The following is a 19,976-nucleotide window of genomic DNA, read 5'->3' on the forward strand; positions in this document are numbered from 1 at the left end:
CTTAACGTTATTTTGTTACCCAGTTATTAGCCTTCTTTCAATAGCCTGTAGTCATATAGCTTCAGTAAGCTACAGCAATTAATAAAGCTGTACACGATCATTGACATTGCGCTGGCCGAAGGAGAAACGTTGCTGCAAATCAGCTAACAAGGACTCAACCTTTTGGTCTTCACCCAAACCTTGGTAAGCACGTAGTAGAAGCACACCAGAGCGTAGAGTAGGTAGGACGTCATAAGGCGTTTGTAAATAATTGACTACCTGAGTATAGTCCTTATTCGCTAAAGCATTGCTGGCCAGGACGTTCAATGCTTGCAGATGTAGCTCATTATCATAACGCGGGTCATCGTAACGAATCTGGATAACAGCTCTAGCAAGCGCCAAACCTTGCTCAGAATTTTGATCATTAGCAAGTAGCAGTTGAGCATAGCTAAGCTGATACGATATATTGCTCGGATCTAAGCTTTGTAAATGATTGAGAAGGGTACGCTTGACCACGTAATCGTTACGATCATCAAGCAGTTGTACCCGCGCAAAAAGTATGGTTTCGCTATTGGGATATTGACGACTGGCGCTGGTCAATAAACCTAGCGCCGCATCAAACTCGCCGTACTGGCGTAAAATATCGGCTTGGAGTACGTAGCTGTCGGGGGCAAAGACCTCAAACTGGCTACGAAGCTTTTCTAATACCGATATCGCCACAGCAGCGTTGTCTTCAAGAAGCTCCAGATCGACTACCTTTTTACGTGCCGCCAAAACCAAATCTTCTTGCATAACCCGATTTAGATAAGACTTTGCTTGCTCAAAGCGTTGCTGACGCTCAGCACTGATCCCTAAATAGTAATAGGCTTGATCGAGATAAGATGGGTCTCTTGCTAATATATTCAACAGCCTATCAGCGCTTGGGTAGGCTTCGATGTCTAAGCTCACCAACGCCGCTAATAGGGTAATTTCAGCATCTTCATTGAAACGTTCATGAGCTTCGAGTAGTAACTCCCAGGCTGCCTGACTTTGTTTGAGATCAAGTAAATAACGAATCTCATACAGGTATAAGCTTTTGCTATTAGGATTACGTAGACGTGCTTGGTTGATGTAATCAAGCGGAGCCACGGTTGGGGGTGTTATTACCGCTGTTGAATCGGTCGCCGCTCGCAATTCAAGCTTACGTAAGATATCCGTTTTTAGGGTAATAAAGGGTACGTAATTAGGCTGATTGGCTAAAGCGCGATTGATATGGACAAGGGCAGCTTGCGGCTCATCGAACTGATAGAGTAAGCCCGCTTTAAGCACTGACAATGAGGCGTTTTGTTCGCTATCAATAGGCTGTAAGGCAGATAAAAGCTCACGCTGGTCGCTGTCAGTATTGGGATAAATACCAATCAGTATCTCGCTCAGGTCTGCACGAGGATCATAACGTAAGATACGATCTAGGGTCTCACCTGCCAAGCTGTAGTTATGCGCTTTTAACGCCAAATGGGCCATGTAGAACCAAGCTGGTACGTGATCCGGATTTCTATTCTGCCAAGCTTTGGCAAACTCTAACGACGATTCAACGTTCTCATTACGCAAGGATAAGCTCAATGCACGCTCGAAGACCGCAGTCGCATCCTCTTTAAAGGCTTGCTGCTTATATATAGTCAATGCTCGTTCAATATCCCCACGGTCGGCAGCAAATTCTGCATCAAGTAGAGCGTATAGGTTAGGTTCAAGCAATTGATTCTGGAGCACGCGAGCTGGCGGTAGCTCGGCAATCGAGCGCTTATTACTATCTTCAGCTATAGTCACTTCCGACTGAGCAAAATTAGCACTAATAGTGGTATCGATATTTGAAGGATTAGGATTGGTGCTGGACGACCAAGAAGTGGCCCTAGTGCCACTATCAGCATAAGCAGGCGTATAAGTATTCAGATACAGACAAGCGGCCAACATCAAAGTCAGCTTCGGCGGTGGGCACAGACGAGCAATAATGGCATTTAGTATAGCGCGAAGGCTAATCTGGCTACCATGCCGACTACTATAATGTCCCATCAAAGAGGTTGGCGCTTGAAAAAAAGACCCGAAAAAAATCATAAATAGCGATATTCACTAATAAAGTCAATTCATTATAAAAGTGGCGGGCCATATTAAACAATAGCACTCATGTTACCAGCAGCAAACGATTGTTTTTGTTTGCTTAAACCTGCCTACTTCATTTAATATGGGGTTACGCTTAACAATTTAAAAGCCATCTTAACAGTTGATTTGTCATCGGCTTGCCCAGATAGAGTTTATAAACAACCTTTAATTGCCGTGGTGCTTAGCAGCACTCAAACAGTAGCTATTAAATAAAATCATTAATAATGATATAATAAGCGGTTTTATATATGCTGAATCTGTTTACGCGGCTTTTTTCACCTATTCAAATGAATAACGTACCATCATTGATGCGCAGTCTGATGCACAACTTGAGACCGCCTGGTTCTATCGCAGCATTGCTTTAGAGCGGTTTTTTTGTCGCAATTAGGCTGCCTTTCATCAATGAACGTTATGCTTATGGTATATCAATAATGAGATTAGTGGTCATTGGGGTCAATCATAAAACCGCACCAGTCGCTTTACGTGAGCGCTTGGCGTTTGGTAATGACGACTTGACGGCTGCGCATTCGCAATTGAAGCGCTTTACCGATGGCAGCGTGATTGTCTCCACTTGTAATCGTACCGAAATATATGCTTTAGTGCCACAAAGTTATAGCACGCCAGCGTCTGTTAATCATTTAGCTACGGCTGCCAATGAGCAGCGTTATCGTAAAGTCAATGATAGCAATACGGCTAGAGTTGGCATTACGCCAGCAGTCATGAATGAGCATATTAATAAAATCAAATCATGGTTAGCTGCCTTCAAACAATTGCCGCTGGCGGAGATTGAGTCTTATCTATATATCCACCGTGATACGCAAGCGATTACCCACTGGCTGCGAGTCGCTGCTGGCCTTGATTCGATGATATTAGGCGAGCCCCAAATCCTCGGTCAAATCAAAAGATCGGTACATCTGGCGCAAGATGAGCATGCTCTTAGTAGTCAGCTAAGCTGGGTCGTTGATCAAGTGTTTGCCGCAGCCAAACGAGTACGCAATGAAACTCAAGTTGGTGCCCAAGCGGTATCACTTGGCTTTGCTGCGGCTAAACTTGCCACCCAAATTTTTGATGATCTAGCCAATCGTACCTTGTTAATAGTTGCAGCGGGCGAGATGAATCGTTTGGTTGCTACTCATATTGCCGGGCTTGGCGTTGGACGCATCATTATCTGTAATAGAAGTCCTGAGCGCGCTGAGAGTTTGGCTGCTGAACTACGTCAACCGGGACGGAGTGTTGAGATTAGGTCTTTGCAAGCATTGCCAGAAGTACTGGGCGAGGCCGATATTGTCAGTAGTTGTAGTGGCAGCATGGATATATTAATCGATAAAACCATGACCGTACAAGCGCTGAAACGTCGCCGTTACCAGCCTATACTATTGATAGATTTAGCAGTGCCACGTGATATTGATGCCAACATCAGCCGTATGGATGATGTGTACCTGTATTCAGTGGATGACTTGCAGCACGTTATCGCTGGCAACCTTGAGCAGCGCCGGCAAGCAGCCGTTGATGCTGAGCTTTTGGTGAGCCAGCTGGTGGTTGAGATGGAACGCAACTTCCAAGTGCGCCAAGTTGGCCGTGATATCGAGCAGTATCGTACCCGCACCCATGACCAAGTCGATAAACTCTTACATGAATCTATTGCAAGACTCCAGCATGATGATGCGGACCCTGAAGACATTATCATTGAGCTCTCGAGGCGTTTGACCCAGACCTTAACCCATGCACCATCGAAACTTATGCGTAAGGCCGCTCGGGAGGGTGATAGTGAGTTGCTAGATTTTGTGGTATCAGGGTTACATGATGCCTATCGTAGACGCTGACAAATTAGTGACATAATGAACAGAATAGACAGAGGTCTAAGCTAGATCTTATAAAATCAATCTTATTTGAATCATTTAATAGTAAACAAGGAGTGTCCCATGACCGCATTACGTCAAGATGTTGATCCCAATGGCTTATTAGAGTATTCAGTGGTCTATACTGACCGCGCGCTTAACCATATGTCAAAAGTCTTCCAGCAAGTGATGAATGACTTATCTAGCGATTTAAAATCAGTTTACAACGCTGAAGCTGTAGTCATCGTTCCAGGCTCTGGTACTTATGGTATGGAAGCGGTTGCTCGTCAGTTGGCCCGTGATCAAGATTGCCTGATTATCCGTAATGGTTGGTTTAGTTATCGCTGGACACAGATTTTAGAAAAAGGCAATATCGCCAAATCCTCTACCGTTTTGACTGCCAATCGTGAAGATAGCGCAGCGCCAAAGCCTTTTGCTCCAGTAGATATCGATGAAGCAGTAGCTAAGATAAAAGAGCAAAAACCTGCCGTTGTATTTGCGCCGCATGTCGAAACCTCAGCCGGTATTATTCTACCTGATGATTATATCAAAGCGCTGAGCGATGCCACCCATAGCGTTGGAGGTTTATTGGTTATCGACTGTATCGCCTCAGGCTGCGTTTGGCTTGATATGAAAGACTTAGGCATTGACGTCCTTATCAGCGCTCCACAAAAAGGCTGGAGCAGTACGCCATGTGCAGGTTTGGTTATGTTAAGCGAAGCGGCGGTCAATAAGGTTGAAAACACTGAATCTGACAGCTTCAGTCTTGATTTAAAACAGTGGTTGACCATTATGCGGGCCTATGAAAATGGTGGTCATGCTTATCACGCAACCATGCCTACAGATGGCCTACGTCAATTCCGTGATACTATTAATGAGGCCAAAAAAGTTGGCTTTGATAAGTTATGTGAAGCACAGTGGGAATTGGGGCAGCGTATCCGTAAAGTACTTGACGATAAAGGTATTGAGAGTGTGGCTGCCGAAGGATTCAAAGCCCCAGGCGTGGTAGTCGCTTATACCGATCGTGATGATATGCATAAAGGCAGTGCCTTCGCTGAAGCTGGTATGCAAATAGCCTCTGGCGTACCTTTAAAAGTAGGTGAGCCTGAGAGTTTTAAGACTTTCCGTTTAGGGCTATTCGGTCTGGATAAACTAACTGATATTGATGGTGCGGTACAGCGTTTCGAAGATACTCTTGAAAAGGTATTGGCTAAATAGTTGATACTTTTGTCAGTTAAATAGAAATACTGGGTCATTGTTATAATGGGCTCAGTATTTTTTTGGCTATTTATTATGTTTTATTATATAATGTGTTTTTATAAATAGAATATAAGTAAATACTTAGCAAAAATTAATGGGTAATCGGTTATGAGTATACAAATAGACTGGCAAGCATTCACGCCCATCTCTTTAGTCGGTGGGCTGATGATAGGGGTGGCGACCATGGTTTTGCTACTCGGTATTGGGCGTATCGCTGGTATTAGTGGTATTGCCTCAAGTCTGCTAAAGCCCAAACGCGTTGAGATGTGGCAAGTGTTATTTATACTGGGTTTGGTGGTGTCGCCATTACTATATCGGTTAGTAGCGCCACTGCCTGTAATGCAAATTACAGCGTCATTACCATTATTAATCGTCGCCGGATTGTTGGTTGGTTTTGGTACGCGCTTAGGTTCTGGCTGTACTAGTGGACACGGAATCTGCGGTAATGCGCGACTGTCTCCGCGCTCCATGGCGGCTACAGTGACTTTTATGGTGTTCGGAGTAGCTACCGTCTATATTGGCCGGCAGGTCTTGGGTTTGATTTAGACGAGACCAGTTAAAACTGACAATCAATAGAAAAAAAGATGCAATAAAAGATAACGATAGCGAGAATGAACATGCTAAAAAATATAATTGGATTACTGGCAGGGCTAATATTCGGCTTCGGGCTGCTGATATCAGGTATGACCGATCCGGTCAAAGTACAAGGGTTCTTGGACGTGTTTGGGGCGTGGGATATTTCTTTAGCGCTGGTGATGGGTGGCGGTTTAGCAGTGGCACTGGTGGGCGTGCAATTGATAGCTAAACGTCAAAAAACCAGCTGGATTGGTACCGAGATTGAGATGCCTACCAAAACCGTTATTACTAAACCACTGATTATCGGGGCGATGCTGTTTGGTATTGGTTGGGGCTTGGTTGGTATCTGCCCAGGACCGGGGGTGGTGCTACTTGGCACCGGACAATGGCAAGCTTATGTTTTTGTCCCCGCAATGATAGTAGGCATGCTGCTATATCAATGGTTTGAGCCCAAGCTCGGTTAGTATAAGCAGCCCTGAGCTCATATATAAGCAGCCCTGAGCTCATATAAAAGAGGGTCCAGCTACACTAACGTAGCTGGACTCTCTTTTTAACGCCTATTTTTTAACGCTCAGTTTTTATTTACTTTGCACTGGGCAAAACTTTTGGGGTTTCATGCGCTAGTGATTTGGCCGCCTGACGCAGCTCAAATTTTTGTATCTTCCCCGTGCTGGTCTTTGGTACTTCAGCAAATAAAATATATTTGGGCACTTTAAAACCGGCCAAGTGCTGCTTGCAGTGCTCAATCACCGTATCGCGTTGTAAAGTACTGCCTTCATGAATTTCAATAAAGGCCACAGGTACCTCACCCCATTTATCATGGGGAGCAGCGACTACCGCACAGCTTTGAATAGCGGGGATTTTATATAGGACGTTTTCAATCTCGATACTGGAGATATTCTCGCCACCTGAGATGATAATGTCTTTGAGCCTATCCATGATCTTGATATAACCATCAGGATATTTCACTCCCAAATCACCGGTTCTAAACCAACCATCAGCAAAGGCGGCTTCGGTCGATTTACGGCTTTTGAGATAACCTTTCATGATCATATTGCCACGTAGTGCCAGCTCGCCCATCTCCTCGCCGTTGGCTTCCACAGACTCCGTAGTTCCTTGTCGCAAGACATCAAAACCATTCATCAGATGCGATCTGACTCCTTGACGAGATTTCTTTTGGGCGCGTCCAGCAACATCCAGCTCATCCCATTCAGCTTGCTCAGCACAAACCGTTACCGGCCCATAAACTTCGGTAAGCCCATAAACGTGGGAGATATCAAAGCCCATATCTTCCATCTGCGCCAGCATAGTCTCTGACGGCGGCGCACCAGCTACCCAACCTTTAACCTTGTGAGCGATCGCTTTTTTGTATTCGGTTTTGCCACCAGCAATCATATTATGTACCACCGGCGCCGCACAATAATGAGTCACTTGATGCTTAGCAATTAGTTGTAAAATCAGATTGCCATCAATCTTACGCAGGCAAATATTAGCCCCAGCCCGCTCAGCAATCGTCCATGGAAAGCACCAGCCATTACAATGGAACATAGGTAGCGTCCAAAGGTACTGCGGATGTTTGGGCATATCCCAATCTAGAATGTTGGAGACCGCATTCAGTGCGGCGCCGCGGTGGTGATAGACCACGCCTTTGGGCGTACCCGTGGTACCCGAAGTATAGTTTAGTGAAATGGCATCCCACTCATCTAAAGGTTTTTCCCAATTATCTAGACTATTTGAGCTGGCAATTAAATCTTCATAAGTCATCTTGCCAAAAAGTTCCACATCAATAGCAGCATCGGTAGCATGAATGACGATTAAATTAGGAAAAGTCTCATCGATAATTTCAGCAAGATCGGCAAACTCACTGTCCATGATTAATACTTTGGCTTCAGAGTGCTGGATACAAAAGGTCAGGGCATTGATATCGAGCCGTGTATTTAGGGTACAAAGTACACCACCTGACATCGGTATACCAAAAGCGGCTTCTACCATCGCTGGGGTATTGGGCAACATAACGGCGACGGTATCGTTCTTATCAATACCAAGCTTACGTAAACCATCAGATAATTGACGACAACGGGTATAAGTCTGTTGCCAAGTTTGGCTTAGATTGTTGTGTGTAAGATCGTCATAGATGATAGCGGTTTGGTTCGGATAAACTTGAGCACTGCGAATAATAAAGTCAATAGGGGTCAGCGGTTGATAATTGGCAGGAGTTTTGCCAAGACCTGTGTGGAAATCGGTCATAAAGATAGTCCTTTATCATGTTTTAATACTGTTCTTTAAGTTATTAGATTATAAAGTAATCAATAGCTTATTCATTATAGACAAAGACATGGCAAAAGTAAGCTTAATTTATATCGTAGGCGTAATTGAACCGCAAGCTCTGCTCAATTCAACAGCAACAATACTAAATGAGTATGAGATAGTGTTCACTCGTCAGTCGTTTGTCTGCATAGCTGATAATAATGAGCTTGTGTTAGGATAGAACGAATATTGAGCTTCAAATAGCTTTATTCTAATCTATCGATTCATTCATAAGGACAATGATATGAGCGCCAGCACCACTGACACTAGCAATGCCAGCAACGATAACAGCATCGACGTTGCCAATACTACCGATCACTATCCGCATTTGTTTGAGCCATTAGATTTGGGCTTTACTACGCTCAAAAATCGCTTGGTTATGGGCTCCATGCATACCGGGCTTGAGGACCGTTTTTATAACTACGGCAAGCTTGCTGCTTATTTTGCTGAGCGCGCCAAAGGCGGCGTAGCGATGATGATTACCGGCGGTATCTCACCCAACCGTGAAGGCTGGCTGTTACCTGCTGGCGGTACCATGAATACCAGAATGGACGTCATCAACCATCAGCGTGTCACTCGTGCTGCGCATAAATATGACAGCAAAATCATTATGCAAATTTTGCACAGTGGTCGTTATGGTTATCATCCGTTTATCGTTTCCTCAAGTCCGATTAAGTCGCCTATTACACCGTTTAAACCCCGTAAAATGAGCATCAAAAACATTGAGCAAACGGTCGAAGATTACGCGCGCTCAGCCAAACTTGCTAAGCAAGCCGGTTATGACGGCGTGGAGATCATGGGCTCAGAAGGCTATCTGCTCAATCAGTTTTTGTCCAACCACGTTAACAAGCGCAGTGATCAGTACGGCGGCGATATCCATGCGCGTATGAAGTTCGCCGTCGATGTGGTCAAAGCGGTGCGTAAGGCAGTTGGTGAGGATTTTATTATTGTATTCCGCTTATCTGTGATTGATCTGGTCAAAGACGGCAATACGATGGAGGAAGTTATCATCGTCGCCAAAGCTTTAGAAGAGGCAGGCGTTACCATCATGAATACCGGTATTGGCTGGCATGAAGCGCGGGTACCGACCATCGTTACTAGCGTTCCCCGTGCCGCCTTTGTTGATTATACAAGCGAGGTCAAAAAGCACATCAACATCCCGATGATGGCCGCCAACCGTATCAATATGCCCGATACCGCAGAGGATATCGTCGCCAGTGGTCAGGCCGATATGATTCAGATGGCGCGTCCCTTCCTTGCCGATCCTAACTGGGTTAATAAAGCCAAAAAAGGTCAAGCGGATCGTATCAACACCTGTATCGCCTGTAACCAAGCTTGTCTGGATCACACCTTTGAGAATAAACGCTCAACTTGTCTGGTCAATCCACAAGCCTGCTATGAGACTGAGCTGGTTTATAAGAAAACCAAAAACCCGAAAAAAGTTGCAGTAGTCGGCGGCGGCGTGGCTGGTATGTCAGCGGCGCATGTCGCTGCGCTGCGTGGTCATGAGGTAACGTTATTTGAAGCCAAAGATATCTTGGGCGGGCAGTTTAACTACGCCAAAGTTATCCCGGGCAAAGAAGAGTTCTTTGAAACTATTCGCTACTATATCAACGAGCTGAATCACTTAGGTGTCACCATCAAACGTAATACTAAAGTCGATAAAGCCATGTTAGAGAAAGCTAAATTCCAGCATGTTATTGTTGCCACTGGCGTGGTGCCGAGAAGTTTAGAAGGCAAGTTGGAAGGAGCTGAGCTACCACAAGTGATCAGCTATGCTGAACTGCTCTCTGGCGAGAAGTCTGTAGGCGATACCGTCGCCATCATTGGCGCAGGCGGTATTGGCTTTGACGTTAGCGAATACCTCACCGCCCGTCATGGACAGCCTCTTGATGAGCTTGGCCCTGAGACTCTAAAAGATCCCACTTACCGCCCAGAGCCACAGTCTGTTGACGAATGGCGTGAAGAGTGGGGTGTCAGTAATGATCCTGATTACCAAACTGAGGGTGGTCTTATCAAACCCGATGACATCACTCCAGTGCGCCAAGTTTATCTCATGCAGCGTACTAAAGGCCGCTTAGGCCGTGGACTTAACAAAACCACTGGCTGGGTACACCGTGCGCATGTTAGGTCACACGGCGTTATCCAAGTATCGGGAGCACAGTACGAAAAAATCACGAATGAAGGTGTTTGGATAACCAACAATCAAGGTCAAAGCCAGCTATTACGTGTCGATAGCGTGGTGGTCTGCGCCGGTCAAGAGTCGGTGAGTGATCTGATGCCAAACGTTGGCGATGCGCCAGATGCCCAGTATCATCTGATCGGTGGTGCAAAATTAGCGGCAGAGCTGGATGCTAAACGTGCCATTCGTGAAGGGGCAGAGGTCGCGGTTGGGATTTAGGTTTTAATTTTAAATCTTAGTTTGAATTTCTTAGACGGTAGGGGAGCAATTCCCTGCCGTTTTTTTATATTTACGCCTACTTCCCCTTTAACATATCCTTAATTGATAATTTAAATATGTGAGCTATGATAATACTAGTACCTGTAAATATCTACAGCCCTTATCTTTAATTAATTATCATTAATGAAGGAGAATTATCATGGGTAAAGAAACCAGATTATTTAAAAGTAAAGAAAGAAAATCTAGAGAAGAGGTGGTTACCTTTTTACATGAATTGGCGGACAAAATCTCAACCGGAGCAGTGACCCTAAGCCAAGGCACAGAAGAGCTGCAGTTAGAGTTGCCAGAGAATCTTGTCTTGGAAGTTCAGGTCGAGGACGAAGAGAAAAAAACCAAGGGTACTGAGCACAGCCTTGAGGTTGAGCTAAAATGGTATGACAACGACCAATCAGCAGCTGCTTTAAAACTTAAGTAATTTCAATAGCTTAAGCAGCCCAACTGGTTAGTTATTTAAGAGTAGTAATAGACTCAAATGAAATAGGATGGCCGTCATGAACAACACGCTTTTACTTTATTCCACCACCGATGGTCATACCATCAAGATTATCGAGCGGATGGCGGCCAGATTAAAACAGCAAGCATTTGATGTGCAAATGATGCCTATTGCGCAGGCTACCCAAGCGCAAATCGCGCGCGCGGACAAAATTGTGGTGGGCGCCAGCGTGCGCTATGGGAAGCATAAAAAAGAGGTAAATCAATTTATTGATACGTATATTGCGTCATTAAATAGCAAGCCGAGTGCGTTTTTTAGCGTCAATGTAGTAGCCCGTAAAGCCGAAAAAAACACCTCCGAGACCAATCCGTATCTACAAAAGTTCTTGAGTAAAATTGAATGGCAACCAGCGCTGCTTGGGGTGTTTGGAGGGATGCTGGCTTATCCAGAATATGGGTTGGTGGATAAAACCATGATTCGCCTGATTATGAAAATGACCGACGGCCCAACTGATCCCGATACTGTCATTGACTATACCGATTGGGAAAAAGTCGATAAGTTCGCGGATAAGGTCGCAGCTTTATCTTTATAGTTCAGTAGTTCAGTTTTGTATTGGATGAGCTAGAGTCGATTAACGGCTCTAGCTCAAACTTTGCTTTATAAATATTAATCTAAGTTTCCATCTCGCCAAGTAGCCAGTTAGAGACCTCATCAACCGGCGCCGCCAAATCAGGATGTGCTTTGCTTAATTCAGCAAGCTTGGCTTTTACCTCATTACGATTATATTTAATCCCCGTCAAAGTTTCTTTTAACAAGTCAATCAACTCGACGTTTAGTGCGTCAGAGAAGATAACAACTTCCTGAATGACGGCTTGCTTGACATCCATATGTAAATCAATAATGCCCCAATCAAAGCGGGTCTCGACGTGATGCGAGAAGTCAGGGGTTTTACCAAAGCGCCAATTCCAATCGGCCATTTGCTCATAGTACGCCTTTAAACTGGGCTGTTTGGCAAGGCTGGCTTCGTCCAACTCTTGTACCGGCGCGGTGTCGCCATAATATTCGCAAAATGCTTCGATAATCGCATCGGACAAGACTTCGTGATTGATGTCCTCATTAAACTCAACTAAGTTAGCAACGCGAGAACGTACGGATTTGATACCTTTGGCTTGCAGCTTGAGCGGATGCGGATTGAGATAATCACCCAGCTTTTGCATATTGGCATTGACCAACAATGTCCCGTGATGAAAGCTGCGGTCGGTCGCATGTTTAAAAGCACTGCCTGATATTTTCTTATCGCCAACTTGCATATCGTTACGTCCGGACTGTTCAGCGTCTATACCGAGCTTCTTTAGGGCATTAACGATAATAGTAAAGTTCGCTTCTTGGTCGTAGTCGTCTTTGGGCGATAAAAAGGTAAAGTTGGTATTGCCCAAGTCATGAAACACTGCGCCGCCGCCGCTCTGCCGCCGCGCCAAAAACACCTCGTCTTCTTCCATCTTATCGATTTTGCATTCCACCCACGGGTTTTGCGAGCGGCCAATAACCACGGTCTCAGAATTGCGCCATAAAAAAAGTGTGTGCGAATCCGGGTCGAGGGTATTAAATATCCAGTCCTCGGTTGCAAGGTTAAACCACGGGTTGGTCACAGCAGATTTTAGGATGCGTAGTTTCATTTTTTGTCCTTTTTAATATAAGTTATAGGCTTCATATATAATATTCTACATAACCTTTCTTATCTACAAGAAGTCTAACATGAGCGACTTAGATAAATTAGTAAGATTAGCCAACCTTTTTAATCAAATACGAGATATTTTAATTCAAGAGAATGAAGACAATTGGATAAGAGGTATTAGTTCAATTTTGAATCGAATAAACTATTCACTAGAGAACAATGAAAATGCAAAAGATACGATTAAAAGTATAGGGAACACCTACAGCTTTATGAATAACGGTAATGGTAGTTTTTCGGACTTTTATATTTGGAGAGAAGATTTTGATGAAAGAGTTCTAGAGAATAAAAATTTTATGAAGATAAAAAATGAAATAAGTAGAATAATAGCTAATCAATGAGTTTGAAGTGTAGCGCGTAGGGTGGGTTAGCGAATGCGTAACCCACCGAATTATTGCCTAATTTTAACGGTGGGTTACGCTTTGACCTCATTCTCTACGAGAAATCGACAAGTCTAACGCCACCCTACGGCGAACATTTTATGTGATTCGAGATTTCATTAGCGCTCGCCAAAACGACTGTCCTCATAATCGATACCTGCCCAATTAAAGTCATAGCGACCCCTTTTGACTTCACGCATAAACGTTGAATGCTTCCAATCAGCAGGATTTTCAGCGTAGCCGTGTTTGACAGCGTTATAATGAATGTAATCCATATGGCAATTGTAGTCTATCTCATTTTGAATGGTGTGTTCCCAATAACGTCTTTGCCAAATGCCAGTTTCATTCTTTCTCTGACGGCTTTGATGGTTGGTTTGCTTGACGTGTGCTGGTAATTGCCTACTAAAATGGCTTTTAAATAGTCTGATACGGGTAGGGTAGTCATTGTCGTTTTCAGGAAGCGTCCACATGGTATGGATATGGTCTGGCAAGATTATGATAGCATCAGTAGTGAATGGCATTTTCTTTTGTGTTTTTTGATAGGATAGACGTAGTTCATTGATATACGTTGTGAGCAATTGGCTTTGACGATCGCATAAATTGATAGTGAAAAAGTAAGTCGCCCCTGCTTGATAGTTTCTCACGTAGTTTGGCATAGTTTTAGGGCTTATATTATTCGGTGGGTTACGCCTTGTTTTCATTCTCTGCGAGAACTCGACAAGTCTAACCCAACCTACGCCAAAATACATAAGCTAAGTAAACTTTGCGAAAAAATTTTTAAGTATGCGTGGGGTGGGCGAATGCGTAACCCACCTTCTAACTAATTTTTAAGAACGTTTTCCATCTAACCAAACCCTAAACCCCAACTTCTTAACCAAAATCTTCCCTCAAAATCGTCGCCATATTACGCTCAGCAAGTCCAGTAATAAACACGTACGGATTGACGCCAGCACTGCCGGGTATTAACGCGCCATCTTGCACGTAGATATTGCTATGCCCCTTGACGCGACCAACTTCATCAGTCGCTAAGCCTAAGACGCAGCCACCAAGCGGATGATAACAAAAGTCATCGCCAAAACCATTATTGAATAACAGGCGCGCCTTAGTGCCACCGCTGGCTTCGCTAAGCTTGTCTAGTAACTCTTGGGCGGCGTTTACCGAATACTGATTTTGCTCACGTTTCCAGTTGAGTTTGACCGTTTGCGAGTCCTTATCGTAGTAATAGTTGCCACGCTCGGGGTTATCCGTGATGGCAAGATACAGTGTTGTCCACGTTTCAAGACCGAGCGGCAAAGGTGCAAGTTCGGCAAAGATTTTATACTTGGAGCCATCTCTATCACCGTCCCACATATTGATGCCTTTGACTGGAATGGTAGATTGGGTGGTGCCAGCGGCGTGGACAAAATTACGACCCGTCATGATATTGCCGTTCGGCCCCCAATATTGGCCGATATGCTCGTTTAGATTATTCAGCTTGCCTTCGGCTTGGCTTTTGAGTAGTAGCTCTGAGGTGCCCGTGCTGCCAGCATTAAGGAATAATTTATCGCAGGTGTAATGCTCAATTTTATCGACACCGCCTGTAGTGTTTAAAACGTGGACTTCTAATCTGAGTTGGTCGTTATCGAGCGCTTGGATACTGTTAACTTTGCGTAGCGTTCTGACCGAGACGTTGCCCGTGGCTTCGGCATCTTTTAGGTAAGTTAAATCGAGTGAGAATTTGCCAGCGTTATTACCGTAGATGACTTCACCGCCCAATCCCGATTGATAGACCTCACCGCGTGCTTCCTTTTGCATATAATCAAAGTCGTAGCTGTTGCCAAAGAATTCTGTTTTTAGTCCGGCTCTTTCGGCTTGGCGTTCAGCAGCACGGGTGAATTCGTAATGCTCGGATTGGTTGAAAAACGACTCAGGAATTTGGCTGACTTTTAGCTCTTTCATCGCACGGGGAAAGTAAGTGTCGTACATCTCGCCAGAATTAATCCACGGAAAGACGGCTTCGAAATGCGAGCGTCTGGGCTGAATGGCAATCGCGCCATTGACGATAGAGCCGCCGCCATAAGCACGTCCGGCGAAGACTTTCATCTCGTCGTATTCAATTAAATCTAACACGCCGGGGTATTTTCTAATAGGGATGGGAATGGGGATAGGGGCGTTGGGCCTATTGCTAAACCAGCTGGAGCGTTTATCGGCGCTAATCATTTTGCAAAAGGTGTCGTGCTCAGGCGTTCTATCCCAGCGCATACCCATCTCAAGGATGAGTACTTTATGACCCTGTTCGCTCAAGCGTAGTGCGGATACCGCGCCGCCGTAGCCGCTACCGACGATGATATTATCAAAGTGTCCCGCTTGAGTGACAGTGCTGGGAAGTTTTTGTTGTTTGGCGAGAGTTTGGCAGCCGCTCATTGCAGCCGTAGCGCTGACCGTGGCGACCCCTAAGCCCATAGATTTTATAAATTTGCGTCTTTGCATGCTCGCCCCTTTAATTATGACAAATTTTGATAGGCAAGAGTCTAGCAAACAAAAATCTCTTTATTATTACGTTAATAGTATTTCACGATACTTATTAGTCATTTTTCAAACACTTAAACCTTAATCTTCTTGCCAATATCAGGTAATAATTCATCAATCTGATGCTGATTAAAGACTTTAGCACCACGTGAGACAGTAGCAATACCGACACCAAGCTGGGCGCTGATTTCTCTTTGAGTAACGCCTTGTTGGAGTAGCGCAAAGATGGTTAAACGATTGGCAAGCTCCACCTGCTCTTTGTCGGTAAGTAGGGCATCGAATAGTGCGGCTAGGTGCGCTTGATCATCGGTTTTACTTAATAAATTTATTAAGTAAGCGTAAGCGTTGTAGGTATTGTTGTCCTGTTTTTCTTCTGGCATCTTGCTGACCTTTTAATTAAAAAGTGAATCGACTATATAAACCAATCCTAATACTTGACCTAAAATAGGACTTAGCTTAAAATCTGTTTCAACGTACTAGAACATGATAATAATAGTGTTATTATAACGTACATAAAATTTATTTGAACATTCTAAAGGGCTAAATATGATAACGGATAGTAGCAGCGCAAATAACAGTACAGAAACCTATGAGCTGCATCACTCGATACTGCCTAATAATGATGGTTTATATGGGGAGTTTGGCGGTAAAATCGCCCATCCTGAGCTGGCCAAAGCCATGGATGAGATAGAAAAAGGCTTTCGAGAAATTATCAAAGATGCTGATTTTATCGAAGAAATGACTCGCCTGCGTAAGACCTATATCGGCAGACCTAGCCCGATATTTCATGCCAGACGCTTAAGCGAACATTGCGGCGGGGCGCAGATTTACTTTAAGCGTGAGGATTTAAACCACACGGGTGCTCACAAAATCAATCACTGCTTGGGCGAAGTATTACTAGCAAAAAAGCTGGGTAAAACCAAAGTCATCGCCGAGACTGGAGCCGGGCAACACGGCGTAGCATTAGCCACCGCCGCCGCCTTAATGGGCGTTGAGTGTGAGATACACATGGGCGTGGTCGATATCGAAAAAGAGCATCCTAATGTCAGCCGCATGAAAATATTAGGCGCCAATATCGTACCGGTATCGCGCGGTGCTGGGACGTTAAAAGAAGCGGTCGATAGTGCCTTTGAGGCTTATCTTGATGATTTGGATAATTGCATGTTTGCGATTGGCTCAGCACTTGGGCCAGCCCCTTATCCTGAGATTGTCAGCTATTTTCAATCGGTGGTAGGACGCGAAGCAAGAGCGCAGTTTTTAGAAACCACGGGCAAACTGCCCAATAAAGTGGTTGCTTGTGTCGGCGGCGGCTCTAATGCTATTGGTATTTTTAGTGGCTTTTTAGGGGATGCGGAAGTTGAAAAAGTAGGGGTAGAACCTGCGGGTGAAGGTCTGGATACGCCTAAGCATGCGGCGACGATGTCGCTAGGGGTTAAAGGAGAGATTCATGGCTTCAAGTGCTATGTCCTACTTGATGAAAATGGCGAGCCCGCTCCTGTGCATTCGATTGCCTCTGGTCTTGATTATCCCGGTATTGGTCCGCAGCATTCATTGCTAAGGGATCAAAAGTTAGCCACCTATGACTCAGCAACCGATAGTGAATGTCTGGACGCCTTTATGGCACTATCACGGCTAGAAGGAATTATCCCGGCGTTAGAATCCGCCCATGCCATTGCTTATGCGATGAGAGTCGCCAAAGATATGTCATCTGATGAGACTATTTTGGTTAATTTATCAGGGCGTGGTGATAAGGATATCGACTTTATTTTGGATAAAGTGGATTTGTAATCATTAGCAGCTATTAATGAAAAAAGAGTGGATTAGTAACAGCTAAGTCAATCTTAAGCCACTCTTTTTCCGCTTTACTACTTGGGTTTTTAGTTAACATCATAATCTATGCAAGTAATGCTACTCAAGCAGTCTTTATTATTATGGGAGTCCCAAGGTGACGGTATTGTCAGCGCCTCTTTTAGCTGATAATAAGCGATATCTGATTGCTCTATTGCGTTTTCTTTCTTACTGTCATCGGCATTCACATTACCACTAATACTGCCATCTTCGTCGGCTAATGGATACTTTTCTAGACGTTCTTTATCAGACAACTCCATAAATGCTAAAAAGGCTTGGGCGGTCTTAGCCAGACTACTGTTTTGGCGCTTGGACAACTGCACTAGTAGAAATTTATATTCAGGCCCGAGAAATTCACGGATAGCATCGTCCGTCCACCGAGTATTGTCTGAACCAAAAAATAGCGTATAACGATAGATATTAAATAAATTTTCAGCGTCTTTAATAAAATAGCTATCTGGATACTGCTTGATGTAATCCTCCCAAAATATAGCCCGTTTAATCAACTGATAATATGAAATAGTAATCGCAGCGTCGTTCCAAAAAATATCTTGATTGTCTTTTGCCATCCGCTCAATGAATACCGCTTGATCTTCGGGCAGGTAAGGAGCGAATAGATCTGCCATTGCTTGTAGGTCATGATGAAAAGCATATACCCCTTCACCTAAGTACTGTACACTCACGTCCGCATTACTTCTTACCAAACTAACCAGGTAACGAATACGAGGATTTACCAGCCTCAGCTGTGCCACCGTTATCGTTTTACCTTGATCGAGAGTGCTCATAACGTCGTAAAATGCCCCATTGTCCCAATCTCTATCAGCTCCTAAGAAGCGTCTATACATTGCTTGATAGTCTGCTAACCATTGTAATGTCTGAGCATTATCCGCTGTTGGCAAGCAAGCTCTTAGCTGATGCTGAAGCGCTTGAACATCATTAATTTCACTTTTACTACCTACCGCCCTTATAGTCGTCGTCAATTTAGAGCATATCAGCTGGTCTTTTAGCTTTTTTTCAGAAATATCGACTAAGGCGCTAGTGAGTTGCCTAGGAGTTTTTGCGTCTCTGAGGGACTGAGTACTGGATGGTTCTTCGACTTGTTCAGGTTGCTCAGGCTTAGGCTCAGGCGCTGAGGAAACAGATTTTTCTGGTGGTGGCTGGCAAGAACTTAGCACCAACAATACGCTGGTCATCATAAGTGCTAAGGTAGTTTTTTGCATGAATTCTATCCTCTATGCTGGTGTTTTCGTTTGTAATGAGCGCTTGAATAATGCCCGACATCCCCTATAAAGAGAAACACTTATTTAATTATAAATAGATTTTATAATAATAAATTGGTAGCAATAAAACATACTAATCACCTTAATAATTAACTTAACAACTAAACTATAAGGCACATCATGGCATACGACAACTTATTTGAACCCATTAAAATGGGCAACCAGACTCTAAAAAACCGCATTATTATGGCACCGCTTACTCGCCTGCGGGCTGTTGAGCCGGGTGACGTCCCAACTGCATTAGCAGGAGAATACTACTCACAGCGTGCGGCTGGAGCAGGACTGGTCATCGCTGAGGCCACCCAAGTTTCGTTTCAGGCCAAAGGTTATGCTGGCGCGCCCGGTATCCATACGCAAGACCAAACTACGGCGTGGAAAGCGATTGTCGATAACGTTCATGCCAAAGGCGGTAAGATCGTTGTACAATTATGGCACACTGGCTTGGTGGCGCACGAAAGTGTCCAGCCTGATGGCAAAGCACCTATTTCAGCCTCCGATGTCAAAGTAGGGGCTCGCACTTCTCTTCGTGATAGCAATAATCAAGCCATTCGGGTTGAAGCAACACCGCCGCGTGCAGCAACTATAGATGAGATTCAGCAAGTGATCGCAGACTTTGCTCATGCGACCAAATGCGCCAAAGAAGCTGGTTTTGATGGCGTTGAGATTCATGGTGCGCATGGCTATCTATTGCATCAGTTTTGGGTTGAACAAACCAACAAACGTGATGATGAGTATGGCGGTAGCCGTGAAAACCGTGCACGCTTGACGCTGGATGTTATTGATGCTTGCGTTGATGCTTGGGATAACGATCATGTCGGTATTCGCATTTCTCCTCAAGGCACGTTTAATGCGGTGGAAGCGGGCTACGATGAAGACGACAACATTTGGCTTATCGAGCAAATTAATAAACGCGATTTGATGTATCTGCATTTATCTGAACCTGATTGGGCAGGCGGCACGCCCTATAACGATGGTTTCCGTCAGCGTATCCGTGACGCTTTTGATAATACAATTATCTCAGCTGGCGGCTATACGGCCGAAAAAGCAGAGAGAAATATCAAAGCCGGCTATATCGATGCCGTCGCTTTTGGTCGTGACTTTATTGCCAATCCTGATTTAGCAGAACGTATCCGTCAAGATGCGCCGCTTAATGAGCAGCATCCACAAACCTTTTATGGTGGCGGTGCAGAAGGTTATACCGACTATCCTTATTTAGAGCAAAAACAGGCTTAGTCTGTAAC

17 protein-coding genes are annotated in these 19,976 nt (G+C 44.5%); 10 read left to right on the forward strand and 7 right to left on the reverse strand.

Features of this window, described 5'->3' with window-relative positions; all coding sequences use genetic code 11:
• Positions 1 to 78: 78 nt before the first annotated feature.
• Positions 79 to 2,067 carry a tetratricopeptide repeat protein gene (locus JMX18_RS10965; RefSeq protein ID WP_227674641.1) on the reverse strand — a complete coding sequence of 663 codons (1,989 nt, stop codon included), beginning with the start codon at positions 2,065 to 2,067 and terminating at the stop codon, positions 79 to 81.
• A gap of 476 nt (positions 2,068 to 2,543) precedes the next feature.
• Here JMX18_RS10965 and hemA point away from each other — a divergent pair, with 476 nt between their 5' ends.
• The 4 genes from hemA (at position 2,544) to JMX18_RS10985 (ending at position 6,250) form a co-directional block, all read left to right on the forward strand.
• Positions 2,544 to 3,935, forward strand: coding sequence for a glutamyl-tRNA reductase (gene hemA, locus JMX18_RS10970; protein ID WP_201587685.1), 1,392 nt, complete (start codon positions 2,544 to 2,546; stop codon positions 3,933 to 3,935).
• A 99-nt stretch (positions 3,936 to 4,034) separates the two neighbouring features.
• Entirely contained in the window at positions 4,035 to 5,168 is a 1,134-nt protein-coding gene (locus JMX18_RS10975) for an aminotransferase class V-fold PLP-dependent enzyme (protein WP_201587686.1), read from the forward strand.
• 150 nt (positions 5,169 to 5,318) lie between these two features.
• Positions 5,319 to 5,756: a YeeE/YedE family protein gene (locus tag JMX18_RS10980; RefSeq protein ID WP_201587687.1), complete on the forward strand. Its 438-nt coding sequence runs from the start codon at positions 5,319 to 5,321 to the stop codon at positions 5,754 to 5,756.
• A 71-nt stretch (positions 5,757 to 5,827) separates the two neighbouring features.
• Positions 5,828 to 6,250: a DUF6691 family protein gene (locus tag JMX18_RS10985; protein ID WP_201587689.1), complete on the forward strand. Its 423-nt coding sequence runs from the start codon at positions 5,828 to 5,830 to the stop codon at positions 6,248 to 6,250.
• A 118-nt stretch (positions 6,251 to 6,368) separates the two neighbouring features.
• On the opposite strand, the gene JMX18_RS10990 is transcribed toward JMX18_RS10985, so the two are convergent.
• Positions 6,369 to 8,033, reverse strand: a complete 1,665-nt coding sequence (locus JMX18_RS10990; RefSeq protein WP_201587691.1) for an AMP-binding protein — start codon at positions 8,031 to 8,033, stop codon at positions 6,369 to 6,371.
• Positions 8,034 to 8,337: 304 nt separating this feature from the next.
• Between JMX18_RS10990 and JMX18_RS10995 the strand changes: the two genes are divergently transcribed.
• The 3 genes from JMX18_RS10995 to hemG all read left to right on the forward strand — a co-directional run bounded on the left by JMX18_RS10995 (position 8,338) and on the right by hemG (position 11,579).
• The gene (locus JMX18_RS10995; protein ID WP_201587693.1) at positions 8,338 to 10,494 is read left to right on the forward strand and encodes an NADPH-dependent 2,4-dienoyl-CoA reductase; all 2,157 of its coding nucleotides are present in this window, start codon (positions 8,338 to 8,340) and stop codon (positions 10,492 to 10,494) included.
• Positions 10,495 to 10,693: 199 nt separating this feature from the next.
• Positions 10,694 to 10,969: an amphi-Trp domain-containing protein gene (locus tag JMX18_RS11000; protein WP_201587694.1), complete on the forward strand. Its 276-nt coding sequence runs from the start codon at positions 10,694 to 10,696 to the stop codon at positions 10,967 to 10,969.
• A 76-nt stretch (positions 10,970 to 11,045) separates the two neighbouring features.
• The gene (gene hemG / locus JMX18_RS11005) at positions 11,046 to 11,579 is read left to right on the forward strand and encodes a menaquinone-dependent protoporphyrinogen IX dehydrogenase (RefSeq protein WP_201587696.1); all 534 of its coding nucleotides are present in this window, start codon (positions 11,046 to 11,048) and stop codon (positions 11,577 to 11,579) included.
• Positions 11,580 to 11,658: 79 nt separating this feature from the next.
• Here hemG and JMX18_RS11010 read toward each other — a convergent pair whose 3' ends face one another.
• Positions 11,659 to 12,663, reverse strand: a complete 1,005-nt coding sequence (locus JMX18_RS11010) for a lipoate--protein ligase (RefSeq protein ID WP_201587698.1) — start codon at positions 12,661 to 12,663, stop codon at positions 11,659 to 11,661.
• 79 nt (positions 12,664 to 12,742) lie between these two features.
• Between JMX18_RS11010 and JMX18_RS11015 the strand changes: the two genes are divergently transcribed.
• Positions 12,743 to 13,060, forward strand: a complete 318-nt coding sequence (locus tag JMX18_RS11015) for a hypothetical protein (protein WP_201587700.1) — start codon at positions 12,743 to 12,745, stop codon at positions 13,058 to 13,060.
• A 158-nt stretch (positions 13,061 to 13,218) separates the two neighbouring features.
• Here the strand turns inward: JMX18_RS11015 and JMX18_RS11020 are convergent, their stop codons facing one another.
• The 3 genes from JMX18_RS11020 to JMX18_RS11030 all read right to left on the reverse strand — a co-directional run bounded on the left by JMX18_RS11020 (position 13,219) and on the right by JMX18_RS11030 (position 15,987).
• On the reverse strand, positions 13,219 to 13,755 hold the full coding sequence (locus JMX18_RS11020) for an REP-associated tyrosine transposase (RefSeq protein WP_201587702.1): 537 nt from the start codon (positions 13,753 to 13,755) through the stop codon (positions 13,219 to 13,221).
• Positions 13,756 to 13,969: 214 nt separating this feature from the next.
• Positions 13,970 to 15,568, reverse strand: a complete 1,599-nt coding sequence (locus tag JMX18_RS11025; RefSeq protein ID WP_201587704.1) for a GMC oxidoreductase — start codon at positions 15,566 to 15,568, stop codon at positions 13,970 to 13,972.
• A gap of 113 nt (positions 15,569 to 15,681) precedes the next feature.
• Positions 15,682 to 15,987 (reverse strand): Trp family transcriptional regulator, encoded by a 306-nt coding sequence (locus JMX18_RS11030; RefSeq protein ID WP_201587705.1) that lies wholly within the window; start codon positions 15,985 to 15,987, stop codon positions 15,682 to 15,684.
• Between the two features lie 166 nt (positions 15,988 to 16,153).
• Between JMX18_RS11030 and trpB the strand changes: the two genes are divergently transcribed.
• Positions 16,154 to 17,395, forward strand: a complete 1,242-nt coding sequence (gene trpB / locus JMX18_RS11035; RefSeq protein ID WP_201587706.1) for a tryptophan synthase subunit beta — start codon at positions 16,154 to 16,156, stop codon at positions 17,393 to 17,395.
• A gap of 89 nt (positions 17,396 to 17,484) precedes the next feature.
• Here trpB and JMX18_RS11040 read toward each other — a convergent pair whose 3' ends face one another.
• Positions 17,485 to 18,675: a hypothetical protein gene (locus JMX18_RS11040; protein ID WP_201587707.1), complete on the reverse strand. Its 1,191-nt coding sequence runs from the start codon at positions 18,673 to 18,675 to the stop codon at positions 17,485 to 17,487.
• Between the two features lie 180 nt (positions 18,676 to 18,855).
• Between JMX18_RS11040 and nemA the strand changes: the two genes are divergently transcribed.
• On the forward strand, positions 18,856 to 19,968 hold the full coding sequence (gene nemA / locus JMX18_RS11045; protein WP_201587708.1) for an alkene reductase: 1,113 nt from the start codon (positions 18,856 to 18,858) through the stop codon (positions 19,966 to 19,968).
• Positions 19,969 to 19,976 lie beyond the last annotated feature (8 nt).

The sequence above is a fragment of the Psychrobacter jeotgali genome (genome assembly GCF_904846315.1).
GTDB lineage: Bacteria > Pseudomonadota > Gammaproteobacteria > Pseudomonadales > Moraxellaceae > Psychrobacter > Psychrobacter jeotgali.